Consider the following 25,877-nt stretch of genomic DNA (forward strand, 5'->3'; position numbering starts at 1 on the left):
TATTAGATTAGTTCACCTTATCGCAGGTCACTCGTTCTTTCATAATGCGACCACCGCTTTTTTGTGGTTTAGACCAGCCCCCCACATAGTCAGATCTGAACACAAACTCTAGATACCCACATTTTCCCTCTGGCGTTTTGTAGGGAAAAGCTGCATAAAGTTCCCTGTATTTTTCTAGTGGTCGCTGTATGACCTTCCAGTCTCTTGTTATTATAGTGCGGGTAAATTTTTCTTTGAACCCTTGATTATTCATAATACTGAGTAACTGTGCTTCGAGACCAGCATTTCTGGTGACGGCTCTAGGTAAGTTGTTTGCCGCGATAAACACTTCTTCCTGCTTCACCTCAACTTTTTGATAATATTCAGGACCCTCACCTTTTGATAAATCTACCTCAAAAGAACCTTTGTATAAGACTGCTCCTGTTTTTGCGGTGACTAATGCCACCTGTGCATTCCATTTCTTTTTCCTTGGAGATTCTTTAGATAAACCACGAGCCATTTGCAATGGTGTGATATTTTTATATTTGGCCTCTTGTTTTAGGTCTGTTGTTAGATTTGGGACAACGATAAATTGATAGGTTGTGGCAGATGCGTCCCAACCTGGAAAAATGAGCATTGTCGTATTCTTTCCAGAATCATCATCTGTAAAATAACGGTCTAGCGTTAGGCCGGCAGCATCCCTTACCGTAAACTCGCCTCCAGTTCCCATAGGTTTTCCTGATGCACTCAATGTGTTGGGATCTCCTACGGCATCCATTATTGTAGCGCCAAAGTAGATGGTACCATATATCGCATCACCAGGCTCAAATACTGGATTAATTTCTACTGATGCTTCATTGCCTGCTTTATACGGCACTTTTGTAAAGACAATCTCATTTACGTGTTCTTTGTGGAAGTCTCCCGTATATATAGAAGCAAGTTCTTCTTCGGCTGCTTCGAGTTGTCTTTCGGCGGCATTTTTTATATCATTTAAGGTAGGATTATCTCCTCCTATCGCGGCAAATCCTCTTACGACCTTGAGAACTCTTTTTGACATCTTACTCTTTTTAACACCATCCATCGTGTTTACTTGGTCAAGTAGTGTGTAAAGATTTGTTGGGATCTGATATAAGTTCAAGGTTTCATCTAGATTCTCTAGTTTACTCTTAAGCTGCTTACCTTGTCCGTCTAGTTTCCCAGCCGCTTGTGCTTCTGACATTTGTTTCATCATCGCCGCTCTATCAAATGACAACACCTCATCAAAAACGTTGTTCTGCTCTGCAAAGCGCTCATTTTCAAAAGTACCTCCTGCAAAATTCTGGTAATTATCAATAAAGAATGTAAAATTGTAATTTGCTTTTGCAAAATCTGCCTTATTTGCACTTAATGCCTGACTCGCTTCGTTAAGTTTGTTCAATCTATCACAAGGAACAGATAAGTCTGCTTCTGGCTCTTTTTTTATAACAAAGTCCATATAGCGTCTAGCATTCTTTAAATTATTTTCCATTTTAAGCAATTCCCCTTGCTCCTTTGCTTTTTCTGCTAGGTCTAATTGTTTATTTAGATTTTTAAAAGAAGTAGCCGCACGACTTTCTGATCCCACAGTAACAGAACCAGAACCACCGACGCAAGGGTTTGCTTGCTGGGCTCTTAGACTGGGATCTGTAAGCGAAAAACAAAAAATTAAAATAAATGGTAGGTGATATTTTGATTTCATTGTATAGTGTATTAAGAACTAAAACTAGCGACAATAATCTCATAGAATACTACCCAAAACAGGTAGGTAACGTAAAAAGGGCTACCCAAATAGGTAACCCCTCTTACTTCCAAAACACTAACTACTTAAAAAGTACTTTTACTATTTCTTAATTAATCTTTGATTAGTCTCCTCACCATCGATCATTGTGCATCGTACAATATAAACTCCGGCTTGTAAAGTTGATATATCATAGGACTGATCATAATCATTAAAAGTCTTTACTAGACTTCCTTTCATATCATATACAGAGATTTGAATAAAATCTTCCTCTGTAAGACCCTTTAACTCAAATGTATTTTGAACTGGGTTAGGATATACAATGATTTCATCATATTCTATTACATCGTTTGATTCTTTAATTGAATTTGCCCCTAACGTAGTTACAACAGTTCCAGAGGTGGAAGGTAAGTTTCCTCCAGTAATCCCTTCAATAAGCGTGGCATCGACAAAAATCTGATCTCCATTTCCACTTGCATCACAACGCAATCTCAATCTAGAGTTTTGAGAAAATGCAAAATCGCTGTTTCTTATCGTTGCATTCATCTGGAAATCGCCGTTGTTAAATATCTCAACATTATTTACGAAGTTAGAAACAACTTGCCATCCAGATCCATTATTGAATTCTAAGAAGAAATTTTCTTGACCTTCAAAACTGAAAACGTGAACGAGAAATTCAAAATTCATATAATCGTAAGCAGTTAAGTCAAACGTAGGTGATATCATACTAGAGTTTTGCCCAGAATTATCTCTTAGTCTTATACTCCTATTCCCTTCTAAGGATCTCGCGTCTGTTCTTCTGTGAGCATCCCAGCCTCCATCTATCCATCCGTCCCAACTGGTCTCAAAATAACCTTGGTTTAATGTCACACTTGTCATTGCACCTTGGGTAGTAGCGGTAACGGTATTACTTTCCCCCGAAAAGTTACCGCCTACATCCCAAGTTAAAATTTCAAAATTATAAGTGATCCCTGGCGTTAAATTGCCTATGGTATATTGGTTTGTTCCTGCTTGCCAAATATTTGCCCACACGCTACCATTTACTAATAAAAGTTGAGAAAATATCCCTTCATTATCTGTTGCTGGTGTCCAGCTTAAGGTAGCCTCTGTAGCCGTATTACTCACTAGTGAAAGATCTGTAATCGTAGATGGCGGGATTAAATCTAGAGTATCACCATTTGAAACTCTCAAGCATATTTGATCTGTCTGCCCGTAAATTATATTACTTCCAGAAGTCAATACATTATTACCATCTTTTAATTCGTAAGAAGTTCCATTTGAACCGAAATCCACAAAAATGAAGTTGTAATCACCATCAGGTAATGTTGATATATCAATGTTTTCTGTAAGCGAACTTCCTGGCGTTTGATTATAATATTGACCATTTGCACTAGCTTTCACGACCACATAGTTTGCGTCCTTTATTATCCATTGTAAAAACTCTGGATTAGTTCCAAAGGTCATTTCTAATTGTAAGGACTGCGCACAAGAACTGGCAGCAGTAGTAATGTTGAGCACAGCACTTTTTGCAGACTCATTACCAGCGCCATCATAGGCCAGCACTTCAAACCCATAAGCAGTTCCTGTTATAAGTCCAGTAACCGTAGCCGCGTTTGAAGATACATCGGCAATTTGAACTCCGTCCTGAAATACTTTATATCCTGCTACCCCAACATTATCAACAGAGGCATCCCAGCTTAAGTCTAGACTTTGCTCAGCCACATTGTTTGCTACCAGATTTATAGGTATAGAGGGAGCCTGACTGTCACAAGAAGCACCAGTAGTTGTAAAAGTGATTTTACCGCCTGGCGAGGACACATTGTTATCAGGATCTGTAGCAAAAGCCACCACCGTGTAGGTTGTACAAGGCAGAAGTCCTGTAATAGTTCCTGTGTTTCCAGCATAGTAAGGCTGTATCTGCTTATTTAAATATAAATAAGAAGCGACAACAGCTACGTTATCTGTATACGTTCCCCATTCAAAATCTGCAGTAGTGTCTGAAACACTTGTTAAGTTAAAATAGCTAGGTCCTACGGGCTGTTCAAAATCAAAAACTCTAGTTCCCGCATTGCCCACGCAATATTCTGCTCCTTTGGAAAAGTCGAAGTTATTTAGCTCCATTAAAATATTACCATTCAAATCCTTCATTCTAAACCCACCAGAATAACCCCCGGTTGTTAGACCGTCACCATCTAAATCGTAAATATGTATTTTATAAGATCCCAAAGATGGTAGTGCGAGAGGTTGACTCACATAGGTAGTCCCTGGTACTTCGTTTTCAAAACTTCCAGGACCAGCGCCTACAACAAGTCCACCATTTTGATCAATTACGTATAGCATTATATCCTGTGGATTACCGTCAATATCTATTTCAAAAATAACATCTGCAGGGCCACAAGTAATTGAAGTCTGTCCATAAGCTGGCCCCACTCCTACTGTATGCCACGCATCTGTTACGGCAATTTCCTCTGGACTTCCTATCCCATATAAATCACGAGCAGCCTCAATACTTCCCACTCTCGAGTCGTGATATTGTGAGCTGGGCGAGAGGTAAACGGTTAGATTTCTGTAAGCAATAGCTGCGGCTTTATCTGGACCTATTCCCGTAATATTATAAGTATTTCCAACTTCGTTTGTACCAGACTGACCTTCAGTAATTAAATAAAACCAATGATTCTGGACACCGCTATTTGTGTGAACACCGCCATTATCTAAATTAAATGGATCATCTGTCCAATGGGTGCCGTGATAAAATTTAGGGTCAAAATGAATATTTGGGTTTTCCATATTTCTAAAACCCTCCGTAGGTTTAGCAGGATCGAGGCCTCGTCCAATTTCCCAGTCTTTTACATTTATAGCCTTATACTTAGACATAAACCCAAAAATATCTGCAAAGCTCTCGTTGAGTTGTCCCGACTCATTACTATAAATTAAACTTGCCGAATACTGAACAACACCGTGACTAAGCTCGTGCCCCGCGACCTCAAGATGGCTCAGCGGATTTGACGTACCCGAAGTTCTCGTAAAATATATCTGATCTTGGTACCAAAAAGCATTGTTTACATAGCCAAAATCTGCAGTATTTACTGTGCTTCTAATTTTTGTTCCATTGCCATCAAAGGAGTTTCGGTTGTGCTCGTTCTTAAAATAGTTATACGCAGACTCCATCCCAAAATGCGCTTGCACAGCACTCTGATTATTAAACACGGTACTTGTACTGGTCACAGGAGCCGCATTAAAAGCAAGAGAGCCTTGAGCATCTTTGGTTTCGATTTCTGCTCCTAAAGACGTATTACGCAATTCATAATTTCCTGGAATATATTCTCTTGCTGTAAACTGCACAAGGCCATTATAAACACTCTGACCTTGAGCTGGCGTGTCCTGATGGTAGATTAATGCTTTGCTAAAAACAAAATCTCCAGTAACAGCATCTATGTAAACCACCTCTCTATTTACGGGTTTCAAACTCATCATATCAAACGCGTATACAGCACGAGATTGATCACTTATTCCAGCAAGTTTAGGAAGAATAGTAAGTGTACCCTCTGGCTTTGTATATCCCATTTTCTTGGACTGCTCGCTGTCTTCCCAGGCATAATTTTCAGAAGGAAAAGCATCCTTTGCTTTAAGGAATGCTGTTGTTTTTGCAATAAAGTTTTGGTCGGTATTATAGACGTTCATATCAGGAAGGTCATTTATTACTTTCTTAATCACACCATCCTTACTTATGACTGTCGTAGTAGAAAAAGCGATAGGAATCCCATTATAAGAACTGCTATATTTTTCAATTTTAAAACCTAGTTCATCTGTGGACTCAGATTTCTTAATAAATTTGAATTTATCCCCTTTGGTTTTTGTTAGACTTAGCAGCGCTCCCTTACTATCTGTCGAGTTAAAAATCGTCTTTCCATCCAGATGAATTACTGAACTTGACTTGTTTACTTCCTGACTATATAGTGTGCTACTGTATATGAGTAGTGCAAATAATAGCGTAAAGGATTTTAAATAATTTTTCATCATATTTAGAATTGATAGTTAATACGATGTTAAAATTAGTCTGTAAGGTGGTGCCTTGTCCTACCCGCAAAGGGTAGTAAATCAAATATTTAGGCTATTGATCCTTGTAGGACGACGGTAGTACCTGTGGGAAGTGTATCGATATGGAACGTGAAGTTTATTTTTGATGCTCGCTCTTTCATATAGGATAGGCCTCTTGTTTTTTTTGCTTTCGCGAAAGCGTACCCTTTGCCATTATCGATACATTGCATCTTTACCAAAGGATGGTCGTACTGAAATTTTAAATGCACCATTGTCGCATCTGAGTGCTTTGCCACATTTGTAATGGCTTCCTTAAAAATCAAGATGATCTGTCTGTTATAGTAGTAGGGTAATCTGGGATTATTAGGTATATCCTTTTCGATCTCACACTCTATATTCCAACTCGATAAATAGTCTCGCGAGAAATCAATGATATAATCTACCACCTCAAGAAGATAATCACTATCAGGTTGCAAGGAAAACATAAAATCTCGAGTTCCCCTATAAAGATCCTCAGCATCTGTTTTTACCGTAGTGAGGGATTTATGGGTAAAGGAGTCTAGAGCGGCATCTGTTTCTGAAAGAATGTGCTCTGAGACCATTGTTATTCTAGCAAGTTTATTTCCCATCTCATCGTGAAAATCTTTTGCCATTCTATCACGCACCTGCGCAAGTTCTTTCTCTAGCGTTGTCTTTGAAGTAATTGCCTCATTAAGAATCGTATTTCTCTTTCTAGTATTCTTAAGCTTAGCAGAAATAATAAGTATCATAAATAATGAGAGGATTGCTGTGCTCCCTATCAAAAACACAGGCTGCATATACCACGGGTCTCTAAGCTGGAATTGAAATGTGTCACTATATCCCCAGACTCCATCTATTTTCTTTGATCGAAGCTGGAAGTTATAATCACCTTGTTCCAGATTGTTAAAGTCTAAAACAGTCTCTTTTGTACTAATCCAGGGGTCATCATTGATCTGGTATTGAGAAATTAGAGCATCAGCCCGGTTATAGGAAATAATATTAAGGTCAAATTTATTTCCGCTTTGATTAATATGTATGAGAGGTGCCTCCTGATACTGAATATCCATAGTATTATCTATACTATATCCCCCATCATTTGTTCCGAACCACATCTCTTTACCTGAATCTTCATAAAAACTTGTGATGTAAGAAGACCCCAAACTGTTTTTAAGATAAAGTCGCTCCAGCTTTTCGTCTTTATAAATTACGATTCCGTTATTTGTACCTAACCAGATTTGACCTTTAAAATCTATGGTTACTGCATTTATTTCTAATTTCTCTGTTCCTTCTATTTGGGTTATATTTTCATTCTTATCCACCACAAAAAGACCATTACTAGTAGCCATAAACATCTGGTCATCGTCTTTGTAAAATTGATGTATCTGATAGTCTATTTTTGGATAGGAAAGAAGCTCATTATTACTCTCAACCAGAAGCCCTGAATTAGTAGCAATCATCAACTTGTCGTTAAACACCACCATATCATTCATAAGTAGCGCTACAAGTTTTCTGTCTTTGATGAGTTTAGTATCATTAGGAAATAGTAGTGTATCCTCTTTTATTCTATAAACGCCTTGTTGCGTTTCATAAGCTATAGACTCTATACCTATCTCAATTTTAGGAATCGATATTTGGTCATTTAAATCCCTCTCAAAAACACTTAATCTTATTTTATTTTCAATTTTTGAAATTTTGTTAGGTGAATTTTTAAGAGATCTCTCCATCTCTAACTTATGATCTTTATAAATAAATAAACTATTATCTGAGAGCAGAAATACTTGGTCATCGAGACCTTCTATATCTTTTATCAATTTATTTCGTGTCCCTTTATATTCTTTAAAAGCATACTTCTCTGGAGCAAAAAAACAATATACTCCTTGTCCATAAGAAGAAACCCAAATATTTGACTCGTGATCCAGCAATATGTCAGAAATGTTCGTTTTTATATTCAATGCTGCGGTAACATCCTGAATCTTATTGCCTTCCAGGTCGTAGGTTACTAATTTTTGAGGTAGTGTACTTTTTCCACTCAGGATTAAAATCTTATCAAAATAGCGTATCGCTTTAAATAGCACGTCATTAAAATCCTTCAGTACTATTTTTTTAATGATTCTATTGCCTTGGACCATCATTATAGTGTTTCCGCTACCGGCATAAATGATATCATCCTTGTAGGAAAGTGTGGAAATATTAAACTCTTTAAGCGCGTTAAATGCCCTTGTGAGCTCTAGGTTTTGGCTTATTTCATACACCCCATTTACGGTGTTTTTGATAGGATGATTCCTGCCTGTTATGTACAGTTTATCCTTAATTTTATGAAATTGTATAGGGACTTGTACGGGTTTCTGGTTTACAACTATTCTAAGTGAATCGTTCTGAAAGCTCAGTTGAAAATTTGTCTTTTCGTAAACTCCATTATTATTTTTTCTAAACAGGAAATTATCAGATATAGAAGTACTCCAAAGAGCACCGTAAGCAGAGACAAGATTATTTACTTTTGACAGGCTGTCTCGTGGCACTAATCTTCTGAAAGACTGGTTGTCAAGCTGATACAATCCTCGTCCCCATGTACCTGCAACAAGATTGTTTTTGTGTAGAATAGGTGCTATTACATAATTAGAATGAAAACCTTGACCCGTTCTAAAATTTTTAAAAGTGTTCCCGTCAAACTTAGATAAGCCATCATCAGTACCAACCCAAATGTATCCTTTATCATCTTGCTCCAAGCCATAACATAAATTATTAGGTAGACCGTCTACGGTTGTAAAATGAGCAAAACGATTTTGACTAATGCTGTTGTAAAAACAACAGAGGAAGATAAGTGTAATGTGGTAACGCACTAAAGAGTATTTGTATCTAAAAGTAATCAAATAAGCTTTTGATCAGACGCGATCTGGATAGCACTTTCCTTATCATGCACCTGTAACTTATCGTAAATATTCTTTATGTGAAATTTTATGGTATTAGGACTTACATCCATTTTTATTGCTACACCTTTGTAACTGCTTCCTTGTGACAGCAAAGTAAGCACCTCCGTTTCACGGTCAGTAAGAATACTTTCTGGAGCTTTCTGGAAAGAATTTACGACCATTTTTGCTATTTGAATACTCATAGGAGCACCTCCTTGAACAGCTTCATTTAAGGCATCTTCTATTTTTGAGCCTGTGGCATTTTTTGTTAGGTATCCACAAGCTCCTGCACATAAGGCATCAAAAACGTAGTTAGAATGCTCAAAAACGGTAACCATTATTATAAGCGTACTAGGTTTTATTTTCTTTATTTCTTTAGTGCCTTGAATCCCGCTCATTCCCGGAAGTTCTATATCCATTAAAACGATATCTGGCGCGTCGTTTCTAAAATTTTCTATGGCGTCTTCGCAATTGAGATATGTCGCCGCAATCTTAAAATTATCTAACTTATCTACACTCCTACTAAAGACTTCATTTAGTGTCTCGTTATCCTCTATAATGACTACTTTATACATAAAGCTATGCTATTTTAAGAATTTCAAAATCTGGTAATTGTCCTTCAAATTTTATTTCCGTTCCTGAGTCGTTTGAGACTACTGCTAGACTACAATGAATCCTCCTTGCTCTATGGACCATATTATTAAGACCATTTTTCCTAGAAAGTTTCTCTTGTTTAAACCCTGCTCCATTGTCCTTAATGGTAATGAATAAGAAATTATTCTTAAGTATAAAAGATAAAATAATTGTCTCACAATTACTGTGTTTAATGGCATTGGTTATTGCCTCTTTACAGATAAGTATGATTTGCCTGTTCCAATAATAAGGGATTTGAGGATTAGCGTCATTTTTAAAAATCAAATCTATGTCCTTATCAAAACTATTAATATAGTCCAGAGCAAAGTCTGCAATGTAAGCATACACATCCTCTAGGGTATCACTCTCTGCACGTAATGAGAACATAAAATCTCTGGTACCGCTATACAACTCATTTGCATCTCGCTTAATAATTGTGAGCGCATCGAGAAAGTCTGCTTGGGTTTTTGTTTCTTTTTCTTGAATAATATGGTCCGATATTGTTGTTATACGAGCCAACTTATTCCCCATATCATCGTGAAAATCTTTGGCAATATTATCTCTTACTTCCTTAAGCTCGATAAGCAGTTTTGACCGATTATTTATAAGTGACTTTAATTGCTTATTCTTATTTTTTGACTTACGCAATTGCCATATAAACAATACACTTAAAATTAAAATGGCGATGATTACGACAACTAAAATTAGGTTGTTTTTATTTGCAATTATAAGTTCCTGTTGAGAATTTTGTGCTTTCAATTCTGCGTTTTCCCTTTCTTTTTTTTCTGCCTCGTATTTGGATTCGATCTCGAGAACATTAGCTAGTCGTTGCTCATTATTAAAGCTATCTCTAAGTTTCACAGCCTCTTGTTGAACAGAAAGTGCATCTTTATATTTTCTTTGAGCTTGGAGTATCTTGCTTTTAAACTCAACCCTTTCAATATAGGCTGGATCTTTTTTAAGAATATTCATTAGCGACAACGCCTCATCTATATCGCTAGCGGCAAGATTATATTCACCTAAATGGAAATACGCTTGTGCTCGATAAAAAATAGCATCATCTTTTTGAGTACGCTGTATGATATCCCAAAAATCATTTTTGATACTCTTTACTAGTTCTATAACCTCAACATATTCACCTTGTAATAATTTATTTTTGGCTAAAAATTTTAAAACTGCTGCTTCTAGAAATCTAATTCCTTTTTCCTTGCTTAGTACTCTTGCCTGTTTTAAGAGAAGTTCAGATTTTTCAAGTTGGTTCAGACTCAAATAGACACTCCCAAGGTTAGATATTGTTGAAACATAGATCTCCGCATCCTCCTCTAAAGTAACTTCTGACAGTAGAGTTTTGTAAACCTTCTCTGCTCTTTCGTATTCATCTATTTTAGACCAAATCATTCCCAAATTATTACTTAGATCTAAATAGGTTTGTCGTTTTCCTATCGCTTTCGCTAAATCGATTGCCTTAATGACATTATCTGTAGAGGCCTCATAATCTCCTTGAACAAAATAATAAAAACCTAATCTGTCAAAGACTTGCAGTTTTAAAGAATCTGATTTTTCTCGTTTTGCAATGGTATCCATTTCCTGTAATAAATGGAAGGCTTCTTTACCATTACCACCACGCAATAGTATACTTGCGCTGTCTTTTAATTTCTTAAAGGTTTGAGCAGATTGAGAGTTTACGGGTATCGTAAATAAAATAAATATGTATAAAATGAATCTGCCGTTTTGCATAGGCGTAAATCTAAGTCCTCCTAGAACAAATGAACCTACCCAAAATGGGTAGGTAACACTAAACCCCAGCTCGCGCTGGGGTTTTTACACAAATAACTTATTAACTTGATATGAGAAAAATTTAAACTTTAATTAATTTCATTACTTGTGCGTTATCGTTTTCACTTATAATTTGAATAATATATATCCCTGAGCTTAGATCTTGAATATTATAATTTTCCTCCTTTGTAAAACGCTTTATTTTACTTCCATTTAAGGTATACACCGTCACCTCTTTTACATTAAAGTTTGATGTTTCTATTGAAAAGAAATCTGAAACTGGATTTGGATATATCCTTGCAGTACCATTAGAAGAAAAATCATTGAGACTCAGAGAGCTTGTTGTAAAACTCAATACATCGCTAAACTCGGTATCAGCCCCATTACACAATGCTTTGACATAAACATCATACTCGGTCTCGATTTCAAGAGAAGAAAATGCAAACATTGTTTCATCCGTTAGACCTGTTTGAATAGGTGTATCTGTATTAGGGTCATCACCTGTTGCCATCAACACTATTTCAAAATCAACAGCATCACCTTCTGGCCCTGTCCAATTTACAACAACACTATCTGATGATATTTCAGAAACCTCGACGTTTACAGGTGTTGTACAAGCAGCGGTTGTAACCTCTGTAACTTCAGAAAAACCACTATCTACACCATCACATTGAGAAACTATATAAACATCATAAGCAGTATCAGCATTTAAACCTGTGATGGATGTCGCAGTACCCGTGGTGATAAAGTCCCTTATAGGAGTATCCATACTAGGATCTGCTCCATCTCCCATAATAAGAACTTGATACGTTCCTTCATTGTCCGTAGTACCTACCCATAAGATATCAAAACTATCTGTTGTAACATTCTGTATAGATATATCACTCACCACAGTACAAGCAAGCGTTGTAAATGAAACCACCGTAGAGAATGGACTGTCACCGCCAGCACAAATAGAGCTCACATAAACGTCATACGTTGTATCTGCTTCAAGTCCTATAGTATCTGTAGATGTTCCCGAGGATACTAAACTAGATTGTACTGGAGTATCCATAGTAGGATCATCCCCCTGCGCCATTATTAATACATTATAACCACTATCATTATCTGCCGTGGCATCCCAGGTTACGGTTGCCCCTGTTCCTGTGATGTTTGAGATTGATACATTTTGGGGCGTAAGACAATCTGCTTTTGTGATGCGTAATCTAGGGGAGAAATCACTTGTTCCCAGGCTACAATCACTACGCACATAAATATCATACTCCACTCCTGGAGTGAGCCCGATAATAAACGAGCCATTTTGCCCTTCTACCTCGGTAGAAACTGGGGTGTCAAAGTTAGGATTCTCTCCACTTAACATCGTTGTTATTCTATAGATTCCTGTATTATTTGGCGTGGCAGGCCAGGTAACTGTTATCCCGTTAGTACTTTCAGAAACAACAGTTGGCGCTTCTGGAGCATTACATTCGTCTTCAAACGTGAGCGTATATAATTCTCTACCAGAAGTTGCCGTATTTGCACTTATAAATAAGCCTGTCCCGGTTGGAAAAAACAAAGGATCACTTCCTGTATTTGCAGTTGTATTTATGTCAGATACTAATCGAACTAAATCATTTGATGATTTATATTCATATAACTCGTTGCCAATTGCATCATCTTGAAGCGCATTGAAATATAAACGATCCGTAAACAATGTAATTCCGCTGATATCTGAACCGTTCATTCCTAAATTCAAATCATTTACCAGTACGGCATTACCCCCTGCATCTATTTTGTATAATTCTCTTCCTAAGCTATTATTTGTACTCGCACTAAAAAAGATCTCGTTATTGTAAAGCGTTAAATCCCTAGGAGAAGTAATTAAACCATTCCCAGATGTTGGAAAATTAACTTCACTAGTAATTCCTGAAGATAGATCTGTTTTATATAGCAATCGTAAATTACTAGATCTTCTCGCAGAATAAAATAGTTCATTTCCTAGTTGCGCAAACAAGCCAGGATTTGCTCCTGAAAAAGTTAAATCAGAAACCAGTTCAACAGATCCATTATTTTCTAAATCTATACGATGAACCTCAAAATCTTCGTTGGTATCACGTGCTGAAAAGTATAAGTAGTTATCAATTTGTTTAAAAGCAGCTGGACTTGCTCCTCCAGAAGTATTAATGTCCGTGATTTGAACAGGAATATTAAATCCATCACCCATAAATAGTTCCTCACGAAACACACCATTTGTAGTTAAGAATTGAGAAGCTACATAAATTTTAGAACCATCATTTTTTGTAAAAACATAAGCAGATCCATTACGTCGGGCAGAGGTAGAGCCTGATCCAGTAGGTGCAATCTCCGTAATAGTATTTCCATCAGTAGCATATAGTTGAACTCCTGGTGTATTTACGCCTTCAGCTGTAAAGTATAGAAAGTCATCAGTAGCTAGAAATTGAGCAGGTAGACTACTTCCACTCGGTCTGAGATTAACTATTGAAACTGCTCCCGTAGTAATATCATATATTCCCAATTCAAATTCTGAAGCGCTTAGTCGAACTGCGTAGTAGACTTTATCTTTGAATACTGCAAAATTTTGTATGTCACTAGATGTAGGATTTAAAAAGACTGGCACAATGCTGGCGCTACCTGCTGGATCAACGGGAAAAGTTCCTGCCAAAGTTCCATCCGTTTGATATAATGCGCCATCATTTATATTATTACTGTTAGGCCTTACCCCAACAAAATAAGTAATACCATTGTCTGCTTGAAAATAGTCTGGGGACAGATTACTCGCACCAAGATTGTTGTCTCCTAAATATATAGGAGTAGACTCTTGGTCAAACATTTGGGCTAGCAAACCATTAAAGCTTAAAATAAAGCTCAACATAAATAGTAATTTTCTCATAATTATAAGTTTAAGATTAAGTTCCAAAACTAGTAGGGTAAATCTTACACTGAACTACCCAAGATGGGTAGGTTTGGGATGGAAAAAATCAAGCGTCTTGTATTTGAGTAAAAATGATGTTCTCTTGATAGGATATTTAGAGTTAGTTTCATTTCCGCTTTCGCGAAAGCGAAACGTCTACTAACAAAAAAAGCTCCCATTTCTGGAAGCTTTATGTGGGCAATGAGGGATTCGAACCCCCGACCCTCCCGAAGTAAATTCGGGATGCTCTGAACCAACTGAGCTAATTACCAATCAACTTCTCAATCATTATTCGGCTTTTCCACTTCTTAATCTGCCGTTCTCGAGCGTAAGCATCAACCTTGCTATCGTACTCTTCAGTATGTACAACAAACCAATCCTTTGCCTTCCCAGTAAAACCTGTATGATCCCAAAGATGTTCTTTCAACCGTATGTCAATATCCCCGGTCGAACCAATATAATAACGGTCTAAGGCCTTTGAATATAATATATAAGTGAAGTATTTCATAAACAAAAAAAGCTCCCATTTCTGGAAGCTTTATGTGGGCAATGAGGGATTCGAACCCCCGACCCCCTCGGTGTAAACGAGGTGCTCTGAACCAACTGAGCTAATTGCCCTAACTCGAATTTTGAACTATCCGTTCTCGTTCTTTGTGTTAGCGGGTGCAAATATACAGCTGTTTTTAATTCCCGCAAATAAAAATCTAAGAAATTTTGCAAATTATTTGAGTTGTTAAACTTTGGTTGATGTCTGCTGCTATTGCGAGGACTTTCTATTATTTTGCAATTACAAAACATAGCGTATGCTTCAGAAAAAAAAGGAAACAATATTGCGCACACTGCGCACTATTGTTAGAGTGATGAACTATTTAGGATTAGCACTCATACTCTTCATACTTACCGTTTATATAGGTATTTGGGGAGCACTCCCTTCTAAAGCAGACCTTACTGAAGTCTCGTCTTATAAACCATCACAGATATTTGATATTAACAATGAACTTATAGGAATATACTACCTCAATAATCGTGTTCCAGTGTCTCTGGACAGTATTCCTCAGCACGTTGTTCACGCATTGATAGCCACAGAGGACGCCCGTTTTTATGACCACAATGGCGTTGATGCTAGAAGTGCATTAAGAGTAATTGTAAAATCACTTGCACTTCAAGATGCGTCGTCTGGAGGTGGTAGTACACTTACCCAGCAACTAGCTAAAAATATGTTTGACCGCAAAAATTTAAGCTTTCTTACTCTTCCCGTCGCCAAAGTCAAAGAAATGATCATCGCCCAGAGAATAGAGAAACTCTTTACTAAGGAACAGATTCTGGAGCTCTATCTCAATGCTGTTCCTTTTAGCGGGAATACGTATGGGATTGAAAGTGCCTCTCTCAAGTATTTTGGCAAGTCTGCTATCGACCTTACCGTAACCGAAGGAGCAACGCTCATAGGAACACTTAAAGCAACACACTATTATAATCCCCAGCGTGCTCCTGCTAGAAGTACGCAAAGAAGGAATACAGTGCTTAATCAAATGGCAAAATATGGATTTTTAACTGTAGACTCACTCGACATACTTAAAAAAGAAGCTCTCGAACTTGACTTCAACACCTATGATGAGCAACAAGGCGTGGCGCCACACTTTCGTGAAAACTTAAGGCAAAAGATGGTAGCTTGGTGCAAGGAAAACAGCGATAGTGACAAACCTTTTAACCTGTACACGAGCGGTCTAAAAATTTACACGACCATAGATCTAAAAATGCAACGCCTCGCCGAAACCGCCGCACAAGAACATATGCAAAAAATGCAAAGTCAGTTCGAAAGCGAATATCCAGCCTCTAAGGCACCTTGGAGAGACAAGAAAACGGTAGAAAGCAAACTCAAACAATTAAAATCCTACCAAAAACTAAAAGCCAAAGGACTTATCGAAAGCCAAATCATAGACTCTCTTTCTATAAAAAGGAAGATGAAAGTCTATACTTATGATGGTTATAAGAAAGTAAGATATAGCACTATCGATAGTTTAGAACACTACCTCAGGTTCCTTAATATGGGAATGCTTGCAATAAATCCACAAGATGGTGCTGTAAGTACTTGGGTAGGTGGTGTGAATTTTGAAAAATTCAAATACGGACACATTGAGAGCAAGCGTCAGGTAGGCTCTACATTTAAACCTATCGTTTATGCGACCGCCTTAGAAGAAGGACAATCTCCTTGTCAGTATTTTTCGGCGAGGGAGGTTTCTTATGAAAATTATGACAACTGGAGTCCATCTAACAGCGATCAGGCAGATTATTATTATCAGAACGTGAGTATGACAGGTGCTTTGACTCGGTCACTTAACGCAGTATCTGTAAAGATTCTTGAAAAAACAGGGATTGAAAAAGTCATTGCAATGGGTAAAAAACTCGAAATTAAAAGCACACTCCCAGCTGTTCCCTCTCTAGCACTAGGAACTGCAGAACTTTCTGTAAAAGAACTTGCGGGTGCTTATGCAGCATTTGTAAACGAAAGTAAACCCGTTAAACCCTATTTCCTTTCGAGAATAGAGGATTCAAATGGTAAAATGCTAGAAGAGTTCAAACCAAAAAACAAAATCAAACCAGCCTTCTCAGAAAACACAAGACAGACGATGATTACCATGATGGAATCTGTCATAGACAAGGGTACTGGAAAGCGTTTACGATCTACCTATGGCGTACGTATGGATGTAGCAGGTAAAACTGGAACCACTCAAAACAATAAAGACGCCTGGTTTGTAGCCGTTACTCCAACACTTGTTGCTGTCACTTGGGTAGGACACGACGACCACCGCATTGGGTTTAGAAGTACAAGAGTGGGGCAAGGCGCAAATGCAGCGCTTCCCATTGTTGCAAAATTCCTTCGGAAAATAGAGCGAGATACATCCTTCGACACTATCACTAAAACGAAATTTAAACCGATGAGCAATGATGTTAGCGTAGCGATGGATTGCCCAGACCTTGTAAGAGATGGTTTCTTAAAGAGACTATTTACAAATCCAGAAAAAAAGAAAACAAAAAATTTTAAAAAGAAAAACTAAACCACTTCAGCCACTACAAAGGTACTTCCGCCCACAAAAATCAAATCGGCAGGGCTTGCTGTCTTTTTTGCTGTATCTAATGCTTCATTTACCGAAGCATAAGCTTCACCAATTAGTTTATGACTTTTGGCAGCTTCACTTAATTGCGCTACCTCCATTCCTCTTGGAATGTCTGGTTTGCAAAAATAATAGGTCGCATACGTGGGAAATATTGGTAATACTTCAACCAGATCTTTATCCGACACCATACCTAGAACGATATGTAAGCGCTCAAATTTTTCTTTAGAAAGTTGATCTACCACGTAGTGCAAACCTTCGGCGTTGTGGCCTGTGTCGCATATCACTTTTGGTGATTCCTGTAATGTTTGCCATCGCCCTAAAAGCCCTGTATTTTTAACGACGTTTTTTAAACCTTTTGCAATATGCTGTATCCCAACGGCAAATCCCTGGTCCTGCAATACAGAAATCGCAACTTGAACGGTACGCATATTCTGTTTTTGATATGAGCCCAATAGGTCAGACTCCATCGGCATTAGATTAAAATCATAAGCTTTGTGTAAGGGAGCATTACGCTTTCGCGAAAGCGTACTAAAAACCTCCTCCGTTTCCTTTTGATACTCGCCAATGATTACGGGAACTCCTTCTTTTATGATTCCAGCTTTTTCGGTTGCAATCTCTGGGAGTGTATTTCCTAAAAACTGCGTATGATCCATCCCTATATTAGTTATTACAGAAAGTTCTGGCGTAATGATGTTTGTCGCATCAAGACGTCCTCCCAGTCCTACTTCAATAACGGCTACGTCTACCTTTTTTGAAGCAAAAAAGGCAAAGGCCATACCCACGGTCATTTCAAAAAATGAAAGTTGATGTGCTTCAAAATAGGCTTTGTGCTTTTTTACAAACCCTATCACAAATTGTTTAGAAACCACTTCTCCATTAAGCCGGATGCGCTCTCGAAAATCCTTGAGATGGGGTGATGTATACAACCCGACGTTATATCCTGCTTCTTGTAAAACCGAGGCTAACATATGACTCGTAGATCCCTTACCATTAGTCCCTGCAACGTGAATGGATTTAAATTCCTTTTGCGGGTTTTCTAGATATTGGGCAAGCGCCTGAATTTTGTCTAGATTTATCTTATAGTTTGCTGCCCCCTGACGTTGGTACATTGGGAGCTGAGCAAATAGCCAGTCTAGTGTTTCTTGATATGTGATAGTATGATGATTTAAACGTAAAAATATGTCCTAATCTGAAAGACTGAAGCGGTACACAATTTTCCCAATTTGCTTGGAAGGAGCTTTAGAATCTGCATTAAACTTCGTTGCAAGTGCAGCAGCTTTTGCAGGTTCTGTAAGACATCTGGAATTGTTTGTCGTACCACGAACACCAGGAACAGCTTTTATCACTTTCCCGTTACGATCCACTTCTATACTTACGACGACAATTCCTGCTTCATTACAGTCTTGCTGGCGTTTTGGTTTACCTAAAGCTTTTCTACCGCCGAGTTGGTAGTTTCCGTCACCATCCAAACCTGTTCCTGTCCCGTAGTAGCTTGAGGCGTTTGGGTCTCCGTTTGGGTCGCCTTTATCTCCTCCAGAGCTATCATTACCCTGTCCTTGTTGGGCTGCACCATCACTTTTGGGACCATTAATGAGTGCATCGAGTGCACTAGTCGTAGATTGATCCGGCTTTGGATCTGGCTTTGCTTCTTCCTTAGGCTTTTCTACAGGTTTATCTTTTGGCTTTTCAACCTTGGGTTTTGGAGTTTCTTTAGGTTTCTCCTCAATTACTGGGGCGTCTTCATTATCCTGAGTGACGACCTCATCCTTTATTTCTGGTTCCGGAGGTGTAGGTTCTGGTTGCGGAGCAGTATTTTTAGGTGCAGACGCAACAGGTTGTGTAGGCTGTATATCCCCCGACCCAGTATCTGAGGTTCCAAAATTAACTGCAATTCCTCCTTCTATAGGTGGGTCTAGGTACTTCATTCCTACCACAAACATCAGCAACAAGATAATTGCCATAATAATGCTACTTATGGTAAAGGATTTACGTTTATGTACGGTGTCTAGGTATGCCACTATTGAGTTATGAGTTGTGAGTTGTGAGTTGTGAGTAAAATTAAATCTTCTGAACTGGTTGTAATACTTGATTGATTTTGAGTACGCTTTCGCGAAAGCGTAAGAAGTACCCTAATTAGGCCTCACCGCCAAAACAATCTTATACTTATTCCTGTTTGCAATGTCCATAACTTTAACGGCATTTTCGATGGGAACTCCCTCTTCTGCCCTTAAAATTATAGTAGGCTCCTCAACTCCTCGCAACTCACTTGTGATGAAAGCCTCAATGCCGTTCTCGCTTACACGTTCCTTGTTTACATAGTAATCTAAATCCTTTGTAATACTTACGGACAGGTTTTGCTTGTTGCTTGTCTTTCCTTTTGCCTTAGGTAATATGAGGTCTAGTGCGTCTGGGGTGATGGCCGGGGAAGTAAGTAGGAAGAAAACCAACAACAGGAAAACAATGTCCGTCATGGAACTCATACTGAACTCTGGGCTCACTTTATTTCTTCCGCGTAAATTCATATTAGCTCGGTTCGTTTAACATATCAAGGAAGTCCACCGCATTTGCTTCCATAGAGTGCACTACTTTATCTGTACGCACTACAAGGTGGTTATATCCCATATAGGCAATAATACCTACAATAAGACCGGCCACAGTTGTTGTCATTGCTGTATAGATACCTTCGGCTAAAGTTCCCATTTCTGCTTGACCACTGCTGGTTGCAAGCGTGTGGAAAGCGAGTACCATCCCAATAACAGTTCCTAAGAAACCGATCATAGGCGCGGCGCCTGCTATAGTCGCTAGTACTGAAACGTTCTTCTCAAGTTTATATACTTCAAGACGTCCTTGATTCTCTATGGCAGTATTAATATCCTCAAGCGGACTACCGATACGTGAGATACCCTTTGCCGTTAGTCTTGATACGGGAGAATTAGCCTGCGCACAGTAAATCTTTGCAGATTCGATATTTCCAGAAGCGACATTATCACGTATCTGATTCATAAAGTTGCTATCTATTTTTGAGGCAGCTTTTATCGCAAAGAGACGTTCAAAATAAATGTAAATCGCCACAAATAGCAACACAAAAAGTACAGCTATAATAATTATCCCTGCCGTACCACCGGTAACAAGCAAATCGATAATAGAAAGTGTCTTTTCAACAGGTTCTTCGGTTCCAAGTGCATCTGTTGCATCTTGGGCTCCGTCTTGAATTAGGGTATAAAGCATATTTTGTTTTAGTTGAGGCTTTAAAGTGAAACGATGGTTGTATAATAAAATTGTATGTACCTATGAAGCCATAGTTCCTCCAGTAAGTAAGATAAATACCAATGCTCCCGCCGCAAAGCCTAAAAACGCGAGCCAAGTTATTTTCTTTAAATACCAGATAAAATCGATTTTCTCCATTCCCATCGCCGCAACTCCTGCCGCAGATCCTATGATGAGCATACTACCTCCTGTTCCTGCCGAGTAAGCAATGAAGTGCCATAGTAGACTATCTGTAGGCGCAGTATACATACCCATAGAAGCTGCTACAAGAGGAACATTGTCAATAATTGCAGATAACACTCCTAGAATCGCTACAACGATATCCTGATTAGGAATTGCCGCGTTTAGAATCTCAGCCACATAACGTAATGTGCCTACTGGATCTCCAGATTCAGACACACCATACACTAAACTCTCTAATCCTGCTACCGCCATAAGAATTCCTAGGAAGAAAAGAATGCTTGAAATCTCTATACGAGATAATGCTTTGTGAGCGCTATACAGGTGCTTGCGCTCCTTTGTAAAGTCTTCTTCAGGGTGGATGTATTCTGAAACTAACCAAACAACTCCAAGAGCTAACATCATTCCCATATACGGAGGAAGATGTGTCAACGTTTTAAAAATAGGTACAGAAACGATCATCCCTAATCCTAAGAAAAGCATTGTCTTACTACTTAGTAATCGTTCTGCCTCCTCGTCTTCGGTTGTGTCTACTATAATATCGCCTTTAAATGCCGGTAAGTAGGTTGCAATAAAAAATGGTAACGCAAAACAGATAAGAGATGGAACTACAACGTACTCTATAAGTTTCATCGCCGTTACGTTATCTGCAATCCAAAGCATTGTAGTCGTTACATCCCCAATAGGTGACCAAGCACCACCAGCATTTGCAGCGATTACTACCATAGCCGCAAACCAAAGACGCTGATCTCTGTTTGTTATTAACTTGCGCAGTAGCGTAATTAGTACAATAGTAGCCGTAAGGTTATCAATTATCGCCGAAAGAACGAATGCAAGGATTCCAATAATCCATAATAATTTTTTCTTACTTCTGGTACGTACCGCTCCTTTGAGCACTTCAAAACCTCTGTGTAGGTCAATAATCTCTACGATAGTCATCGCCCCAATTAGGAATATGAGTATTTCTGCTGTTTTCCCTAAGTGATGTAGTAAGGTATTCTTAAACCCTTCGTCTGCAGCCTCTGCTGCATCTCCTGTAATTAGACTTCCGTCAGGAAATAAGCTCCAAGCGTGCTCGTGTGTGTCAATCACATCAAACCAACCTGCGTGGAAACCTACAGCAAGAACTGCCCAAATCAGGGACGCCATTATTAGCGCCGGTACTGTTTTATCAAGTTTTAAAGGATGTTCTAAGGTAATGGACAAATAGCCTATTACGAAAATGAGAATAATTACTGATTCCATAAAAGTTGGTTTTAAATTTTATAGTAGCTCTTTAAGAGCGATTTCAAAAGCGGTTTTACTTATGTTTTTCTTGTCGCTGCTATTATCAAAGGTATTTTGAATAGCATTTTTTATTGTGATCGATGTATCGTTAAAGATAGCATCATCTGTCATTTGCACCTTACGTTCCATAAAATAGGCAAAAACGCGTGCCATCCCACAGTTTGATATAAAATCTGGGATAAGACTTACCTGAGCATCTGTATGTTCCATAATAGAACCAAAGAAAATCTCCTTATCTGCAAATGGCACGTTTGCCCCGCAGGAAATCACCTCTAACCCCGTGCTTATCATACGGTCTATCTGGTCTTGGGTAATAAGTCGCGACGCAGCACAAGGTGCAAAAATCTCCGTCTCAAGATTCCAGATACGCTCGTTCATTTCGGAAAATGGAATTAGATTGTCCTTCCCCAAGGTATTTCCATCTTTATTAAGATACAACTCCCTAACCTCTTCAAAAGAGAACCCGTCTTCTTTTATAAGACCGCCCACGATGTCTATTATTCCTACAATCTTTGCGTCCATCTGAGCGAGATAGTAAGCTGCAGCAGCACCCACGTTTCCAAAACCTTGGACCACCGCACGTTTACCTTTTATACTACCCCCATAAATATCATAATAATGATGAACAGCTTCGGCAACGCCATAGCCCGTAATCATATCTGCCACCGTATATTTTCTCCGCACGTCTGGAGAAAATGCTGGATTTTCTATAACCTTGATCACACCCTGGCGCAATTGCCCGATGCGGTTAATCTTATCTGCCTCAGAGGGTTGAAAATGACCGTTAAACACGCCTTCTTGAGGATGCCACACGCCACTTTCCTCGGTAATTGGAATCACCTCGTGTATTTCATCTACATTAAGATCACCTCCCGTACCGTAATAGCTTTTAAGCAAAGGTGAAACTGCTCTGTACCAACGCTCTAGAACGCCCTTCTTACGAGGGTCTTTCGGGTCAAAGTTAATCCCTGATTTTGCTCCACCTATAGCGGGACCAGACACGGTAAACTTAACTTCCATCGTTTTAGCAAGTGATAGTACCTCGTTCTTATCAAGCCCTTTGCGCATACGCGTTCCGCCTCCCGCGGCACCGCCACGTAGGGAATTTATAACCACCCAACCTTCGGCTTCGGTTTCTGGGTCGTTCCAATGGAAAACAATTTCTGGAGATTTATCTTCGTAACGCTGGAGGAGTTCTCTCATTAAGTTTGGTTAGTAGTTGAAACACAAATATAATAAACTTGATTGCCAGCACCCGAATTTTACATTTATTTAATATTGAGGTCAGGAACGTAGATTTTTCCGGAACTGTGATCCTTTTTTGCGCCTGTCACACTCGCTAGACAATTATCATCACCTTCCATTTTTAGCACGCCCAGTAATGCAAACACGAGCGCTTCTTTAAACTCAACGAGCTTATTTTCAGGAACGATAATTTGTACGCTCCTGCCTGCCGGCGAGACAGGTTCGCGAAAACGTATTTCAGAATCGTGCAACTTCTTTACTCGTTCTACCAGATATTCGTTAAAAGCTCCTCCTCCAGTAACTAAAACTTTCCCGCCATTGCCGAAATTCTGAGCCAGCTGAAACGCTACGTGCTCCGTAAATGTAGCCAGCACATCATTTGCCGAAAGCTGAAAAGGCTCGATAATCGGAAAAATATGCTGATGGACCCACTCGATGCCCAGCGATTTGGGAGCGGGTGCTTCGTAATACGGCAAGGCGTTTAATTTTTCAAACAATGGGGTGTGGATGTTTCCCGCTTTCGCGAAAGCGCCACCTTTATCATAATCTGCTCCGAGTTCCTTTGCATATCTATTCAGTACCACATTAACAGGGCAAATATCGTATGCAATGCGTTTACCATCCTGCTCTGTCGAAACATTTGCAAATCCGCCCAGATTGAGGCAGTAGTCATATTCCGAAAACAATATGCTGTCTCCTATAGGAACTAAAGGCGCTCCCTGACCACCTAGTCGCACGTCCTGCTCGCGGAAATCACAAACCACTTTATGACCGGTAATCATAGAAATTTTAGGTAAATTACCTATCTGCAATGTGAATCCCTTGTCGGGCTGATGTAATACCGTGTGTCCGTGGGAACAGATGGCATCTATATCTCTTAGATTGTTTTGGTCTATGAAATTATTTATGATTTCGCCTAAATATGCAGTGTATTGGACGTTTAAAGCATCTCTTTCGGCTTTTGGGAGATTGTGGGCTTGGGCTAGTTTTTTTTGCCAATTTGCCGGATACGGAATCGTTTCGGCAAGCAGGATTTCGGCGGAATAGGTTTTGGTTTTAACAATTTTCGCGTAAGCGCAATCTACCCCGTCTAGACTTGTGCCACTCATCACTCCGATAACGTTGTAGATTTTTCCCTTCATCACGTTAAATCTATTGAAGAAAACGCAAAAATCAAGTATCTTTGTGTGCTTTTTTTACATAAATCATAATAAAACCACGATATGGATTTTGGCTTAACCGAAGAACATTTAATGATACGCGACGCTGCTCGCGATTTTGCCCGAACAGAATTACTGGACGGCGTTATAGAACGCGATGAGAAACAATCGTTTCCAGACGAGCTTGTAAAGAAAATGGGTGACCTGGGATTTATGGGCATTATGGTAGACCCAAAATACGGCGGAAGCGGTATGGACGCGATCTCTTATGTGCTAATTATGGAGGAGCTTTCTAAAATTGATGCCTCTGCCTCTGTAATTGTTTCGGTTAACAATTCGCTGGTGTGTTACGGATTAGAGTCTTACGGAACAGAAGAGCAGAAGCAAAAATACCTTACAAAACTTGCGACTGGTGAGTTTGTAGGCGCTTTTTGTTTAAGTGAGCCAGAAGCTGGATCTGACGCAACTTCACAAGCGACAACGGCAATAGATAAAGGTGACCATTACGTAATAAATGGAACCAAAAACTGGATTACAAATGGAGGACGCTCTGACGTTTATCTAGTTATCGCGCAGACAGATAGAGAAAAAGGACACCGTGGGATAAACGCTTTTATCGTAGAGAAAGGGATGGAAGGTTTTGAAATAGGACCTAAGGAGGATAAGTTGGGCATACGTGGGAGTGATACGCACACTTTACAGTTTAACGATGTGAAAGTTCCTAAGGAAAATCGCATAGGAGAGGATGGTTTTGGGTTCAAATTTGCGATGAAGACCCTTTCTGGGGGACGTATCGGGATTGCTGCTCAGGCACTCGGGATTGCTTCTGGTGCTTATGAGCTTGCGCTTAAGTATTCTAAAGAGCGTAAAGCCTTTGGTACGGAGATTTGTAACCACCAGGCCATTGCCTTTAAACTAGCAGATATGTTTGTGGAGATAGAAGCAGCACGTCACCTTGTGATGAAAGCGGCCTGGGATAAAGACCAAGGAAACAACTACGACCAGTCTAGCGCAATGGCAAAACTCTACGCCTCTAAAGTTGCAATGGAACAATCTGTAGAAGCGGTGCAAATACACGGTGGTAACGGTTTCGTAAAGGAATACCACGTAGAGCGTATGATGCGTGATGCTAAAATTACTCAGATTTACGAGGGAACCTCAGAGATACAGAAAATTGTGATTTCTAGAAGTTTGATAAAGGGGTAAAACAAATGAGTTTCTAAATAAAAAAGTCGGATGTTTCAGAACATCCGACTTTTTTTTCAGGTATTAAAAGGACGACCTAGTTATCGTCGTTTCCTTCTATTTCATCTTCTACTTCTTGAGCTGCGTTTTCGATAGCAGCGCCAGTTTCCTCAGCTGCATTTTCGATAGCATCACCGGTTTCCTCGGCTGCATTTTCGATAGCTTCTCCTGCGTTTTCTAATCCATTTTCTATGTCTTCTCCAGCAGACTCTGCCGCGTTTTCCATTTTTTCTTGTGTTGTCTCTCTACAAGAAACAGTCGAGAATGTGAATGCTGTTAATGCTAGAATTACAAATACTTTTTTCATGTTGTTATGGTTTTTAGTTATATACGCAAAGTATGAAATATTGGACT

Annotated in this window: 17 protein-coding genes and 1 tRNA gene; 2 read left to right on the forward strand and 16 right to left on the reverse strand. The window is 39.0% G+C overall.

The features are described from left to right. Positions 1-7: 7 nt before the first annotated feature. From EAX61_RS12250 to EAX61_RS12290, 8 genes are all read right to left on the reverse strand, one after another. Complete coding sequence (locus tag EAX61_RS12250) at positions 8-1,696, reverse strand: hypothetical protein (protein WP_121917992.1); 1,689 nt, start codon at positions 1,694-1,696, stop codon at positions 8-10. 141 nt (positions 1,697-1,837) lie between these two features. Continuing rightward, positions 1,838-5,755: a M4 family metallopeptidase gene (locus EAX61_RS12255; RefSeq protein ID WP_121917993.1), complete on the reverse strand. Its 3,918-nt coding sequence runs from the start codon at positions 5,753-5,755 to the stop codon at positions 1,838-1,840. Positions 5,756-5,841: 86 nt separating this feature from the next. Continuing rightward, positions 5,842-8,634 carry a sensor histidine kinase gene (locus EAX61_RS12260; protein WP_161555229.1) on the reverse strand — a complete coding sequence of 931 codons (2,793 nt, stop codon included), beginning with the start codon at positions 8,632-8,634 and terminating at the stop codon, positions 5,842-5,844. A 26-nt stretch (positions 8,635-8,660) separates the two neighbouring features. Further along, positions 8,661-9,278 carry a response regulator transcription factor gene (locus EAX61_RS12265; RefSeq protein WP_121917995.1) on the reverse strand — a complete coding sequence of 206 codons (618 nt, stop codon included), beginning with the start codon at positions 9,276-9,278 and terminating at the stop codon, positions 8,661-8,663. Between the two features lie 4 nt (positions 9,279-9,282). After that, complete coding sequence (locus EAX61_RS12270) at positions 9,283-11,073, reverse strand: tetratricopeptide repeat-containing sensor histidine kinase (protein ID WP_121917996.1); 1,791 nt, start codon at positions 11,071-11,073, stop codon at positions 9,283-9,285. 121 nt (positions 11,074-11,194) lie between these two features. Beyond that, positions 11,195-14,002 carry a fibronectin type III domain-containing protein gene (locus tag EAX61_RS12275; RefSeq protein ID WP_121917997.1) on the reverse strand — a complete coding sequence of 936 codons (2,808 nt, stop codon included), beginning with the start codon at positions 14,000-14,002 and terminating at the stop codon, positions 11,195-11,197. 283 nt (positions 14,003-14,285) lie between these two features. Further along, positions 14,286-14,531: a GIY-YIG nuclease family protein gene (locus EAX61_RS12285; RefSeq protein WP_121917998.1), complete on the reverse strand. Its 246-nt coding sequence runs from the start codon at positions 14,529-14,531 to the stop codon at positions 14,286-14,288. 35 nt (positions 14,532-14,566) lie between these two features. Continuing rightward, a tRNA-Val gene (locus tag EAX61_RS12290) sits at positions 14,567-14,641 on the reverse strand. A gap of 185 nt (positions 14,642-14,826) precedes the next feature. On the opposite strand from EAX61_RS12290, the gene EAX61_RS12295 reads away from it, so the two are divergent. Then, positions 14,827-17,079 carry a transglycosylase domain-containing protein gene (locus EAX61_RS12295; RefSeq protein WP_121917999.1) on the forward strand — a complete coding sequence of 751 codons (2,253 nt, stop codon included), beginning with the start codon at positions 14,827-14,829 and terminating at the stop codon, positions 17,077-17,079. Here the strand turns inward: EAX61_RS12295 and EAX61_RS12300 are convergent. From EAX61_RS12300 to EAX61_RS12330, 7 genes are all read right to left on the reverse strand, one after another. Further along, complete coding sequence (locus EAX61_RS12300) at positions 17,076-18,293, reverse strand: bifunctional folylpolyglutamate synthase/dihydrofolate synthase (protein WP_121918000.1); 1,218 nt, start codon at positions 18,291-18,293, stop codon at positions 17,076-17,078. The two genes, EAX61_RS12295 and EAX61_RS12300, sit on opposite strands and share 4 nt — an antisense overlap. A gap of 30 nt (positions 18,294-18,323) precedes the next feature. Continuing rightward, on the reverse strand, positions 18,324-19,157 hold the full coding sequence (locus EAX61_RS12305) for an energy transducer TonB (RefSeq protein ID WP_121918001.1): 834 nt from the start codon (positions 19,155-19,157) through the stop codon (positions 18,324-18,326). A gap of 111 nt (positions 19,158-19,268) precedes the next feature. After that, positions 19,269-19,661, reverse strand: a complete 393-nt coding sequence (locus EAX61_RS12310; RefSeq protein WP_121918002.1) for an ExbD/TolR family protein — start codon at positions 19,659-19,661, stop codon at positions 19,269-19,271. A gap of 1 nt (position 19,662) precedes the next feature. Then, entirely contained in the window at positions 19,663-20,367 is a 705-nt protein-coding gene (locus EAX61_RS12315; protein ID WP_121918003.1) for a MotA/TolQ/ExbB proton channel family protein, read from the reverse strand. A gap of 60 nt (positions 20,368-20,427) precedes the next feature. Further along, complete coding sequence (gene nhaD / locus EAX61_RS12320) at positions 20,428-21,831, reverse strand: sodium:proton antiporter NhaD (protein ID WP_121918004.1); 1,404 nt, start codon at positions 21,829-21,831, stop codon at positions 20,428-20,430. Positions 21,832-21,849: 18 nt separating this feature from the next. Further along, positions 21,850-23,076, reverse strand: coding sequence for a Glu/Leu/Phe/Val dehydrogenase dimerization domain-containing protein (locus EAX61_RS12325; RefSeq protein ID WP_121918005.1), 1,227 nt, complete (start codon positions 23,074-23,076; stop codon positions 21,850-21,852). Between the two features lie 65 nt (positions 23,077-23,141). Next, entirely contained in the window at positions 23,142-24,260 is a 1,119-nt protein-coding gene (locus tag EAX61_RS12330) for an anhydro-N-acetylmuramic acid kinase (RefSeq protein WP_121918006.1), read from the reverse strand. A gap of 81 nt (positions 24,261-24,341) precedes the next feature. Here EAX61_RS12330 and EAX61_RS12335 point away from each other — a divergent pair, with 81 nt between their 5' ends. Continuing rightward, positions 24,342-25,484 (forward strand): acyl-CoA dehydrogenase, encoded by a 1,143-nt coding sequence (locus EAX61_RS12335; protein ID WP_121918007.1) that lies wholly within the window; start codon positions 24,342-24,344, stop codon positions 25,482-25,484. A 76-nt stretch (positions 25,485-25,560) separates the two neighbouring features. Here EAX61_RS12335 and EAX61_RS12340 read toward each other — a convergent pair whose 3' ends face one another. Next, positions 25,561-25,830, reverse strand: a complete 270-nt coding sequence (locus EAX61_RS12340; RefSeq protein WP_121918008.1) for a hypothetical protein — start codon at positions 25,828-25,830, stop codon at positions 25,561-25,563. Positions 25,831-25,877: the final 47 nt, after the last annotated feature.

The sequence above is a fragment of the Dokdonia sinensis genome (assembly GCF_003688895.1).
Classification (GTDB): Bacteria; Bacteroidota; Bacteroidia; order Flavobacteriales; family Flavobacteriaceae; genus Dokdonia; species Dokdonia sinensis.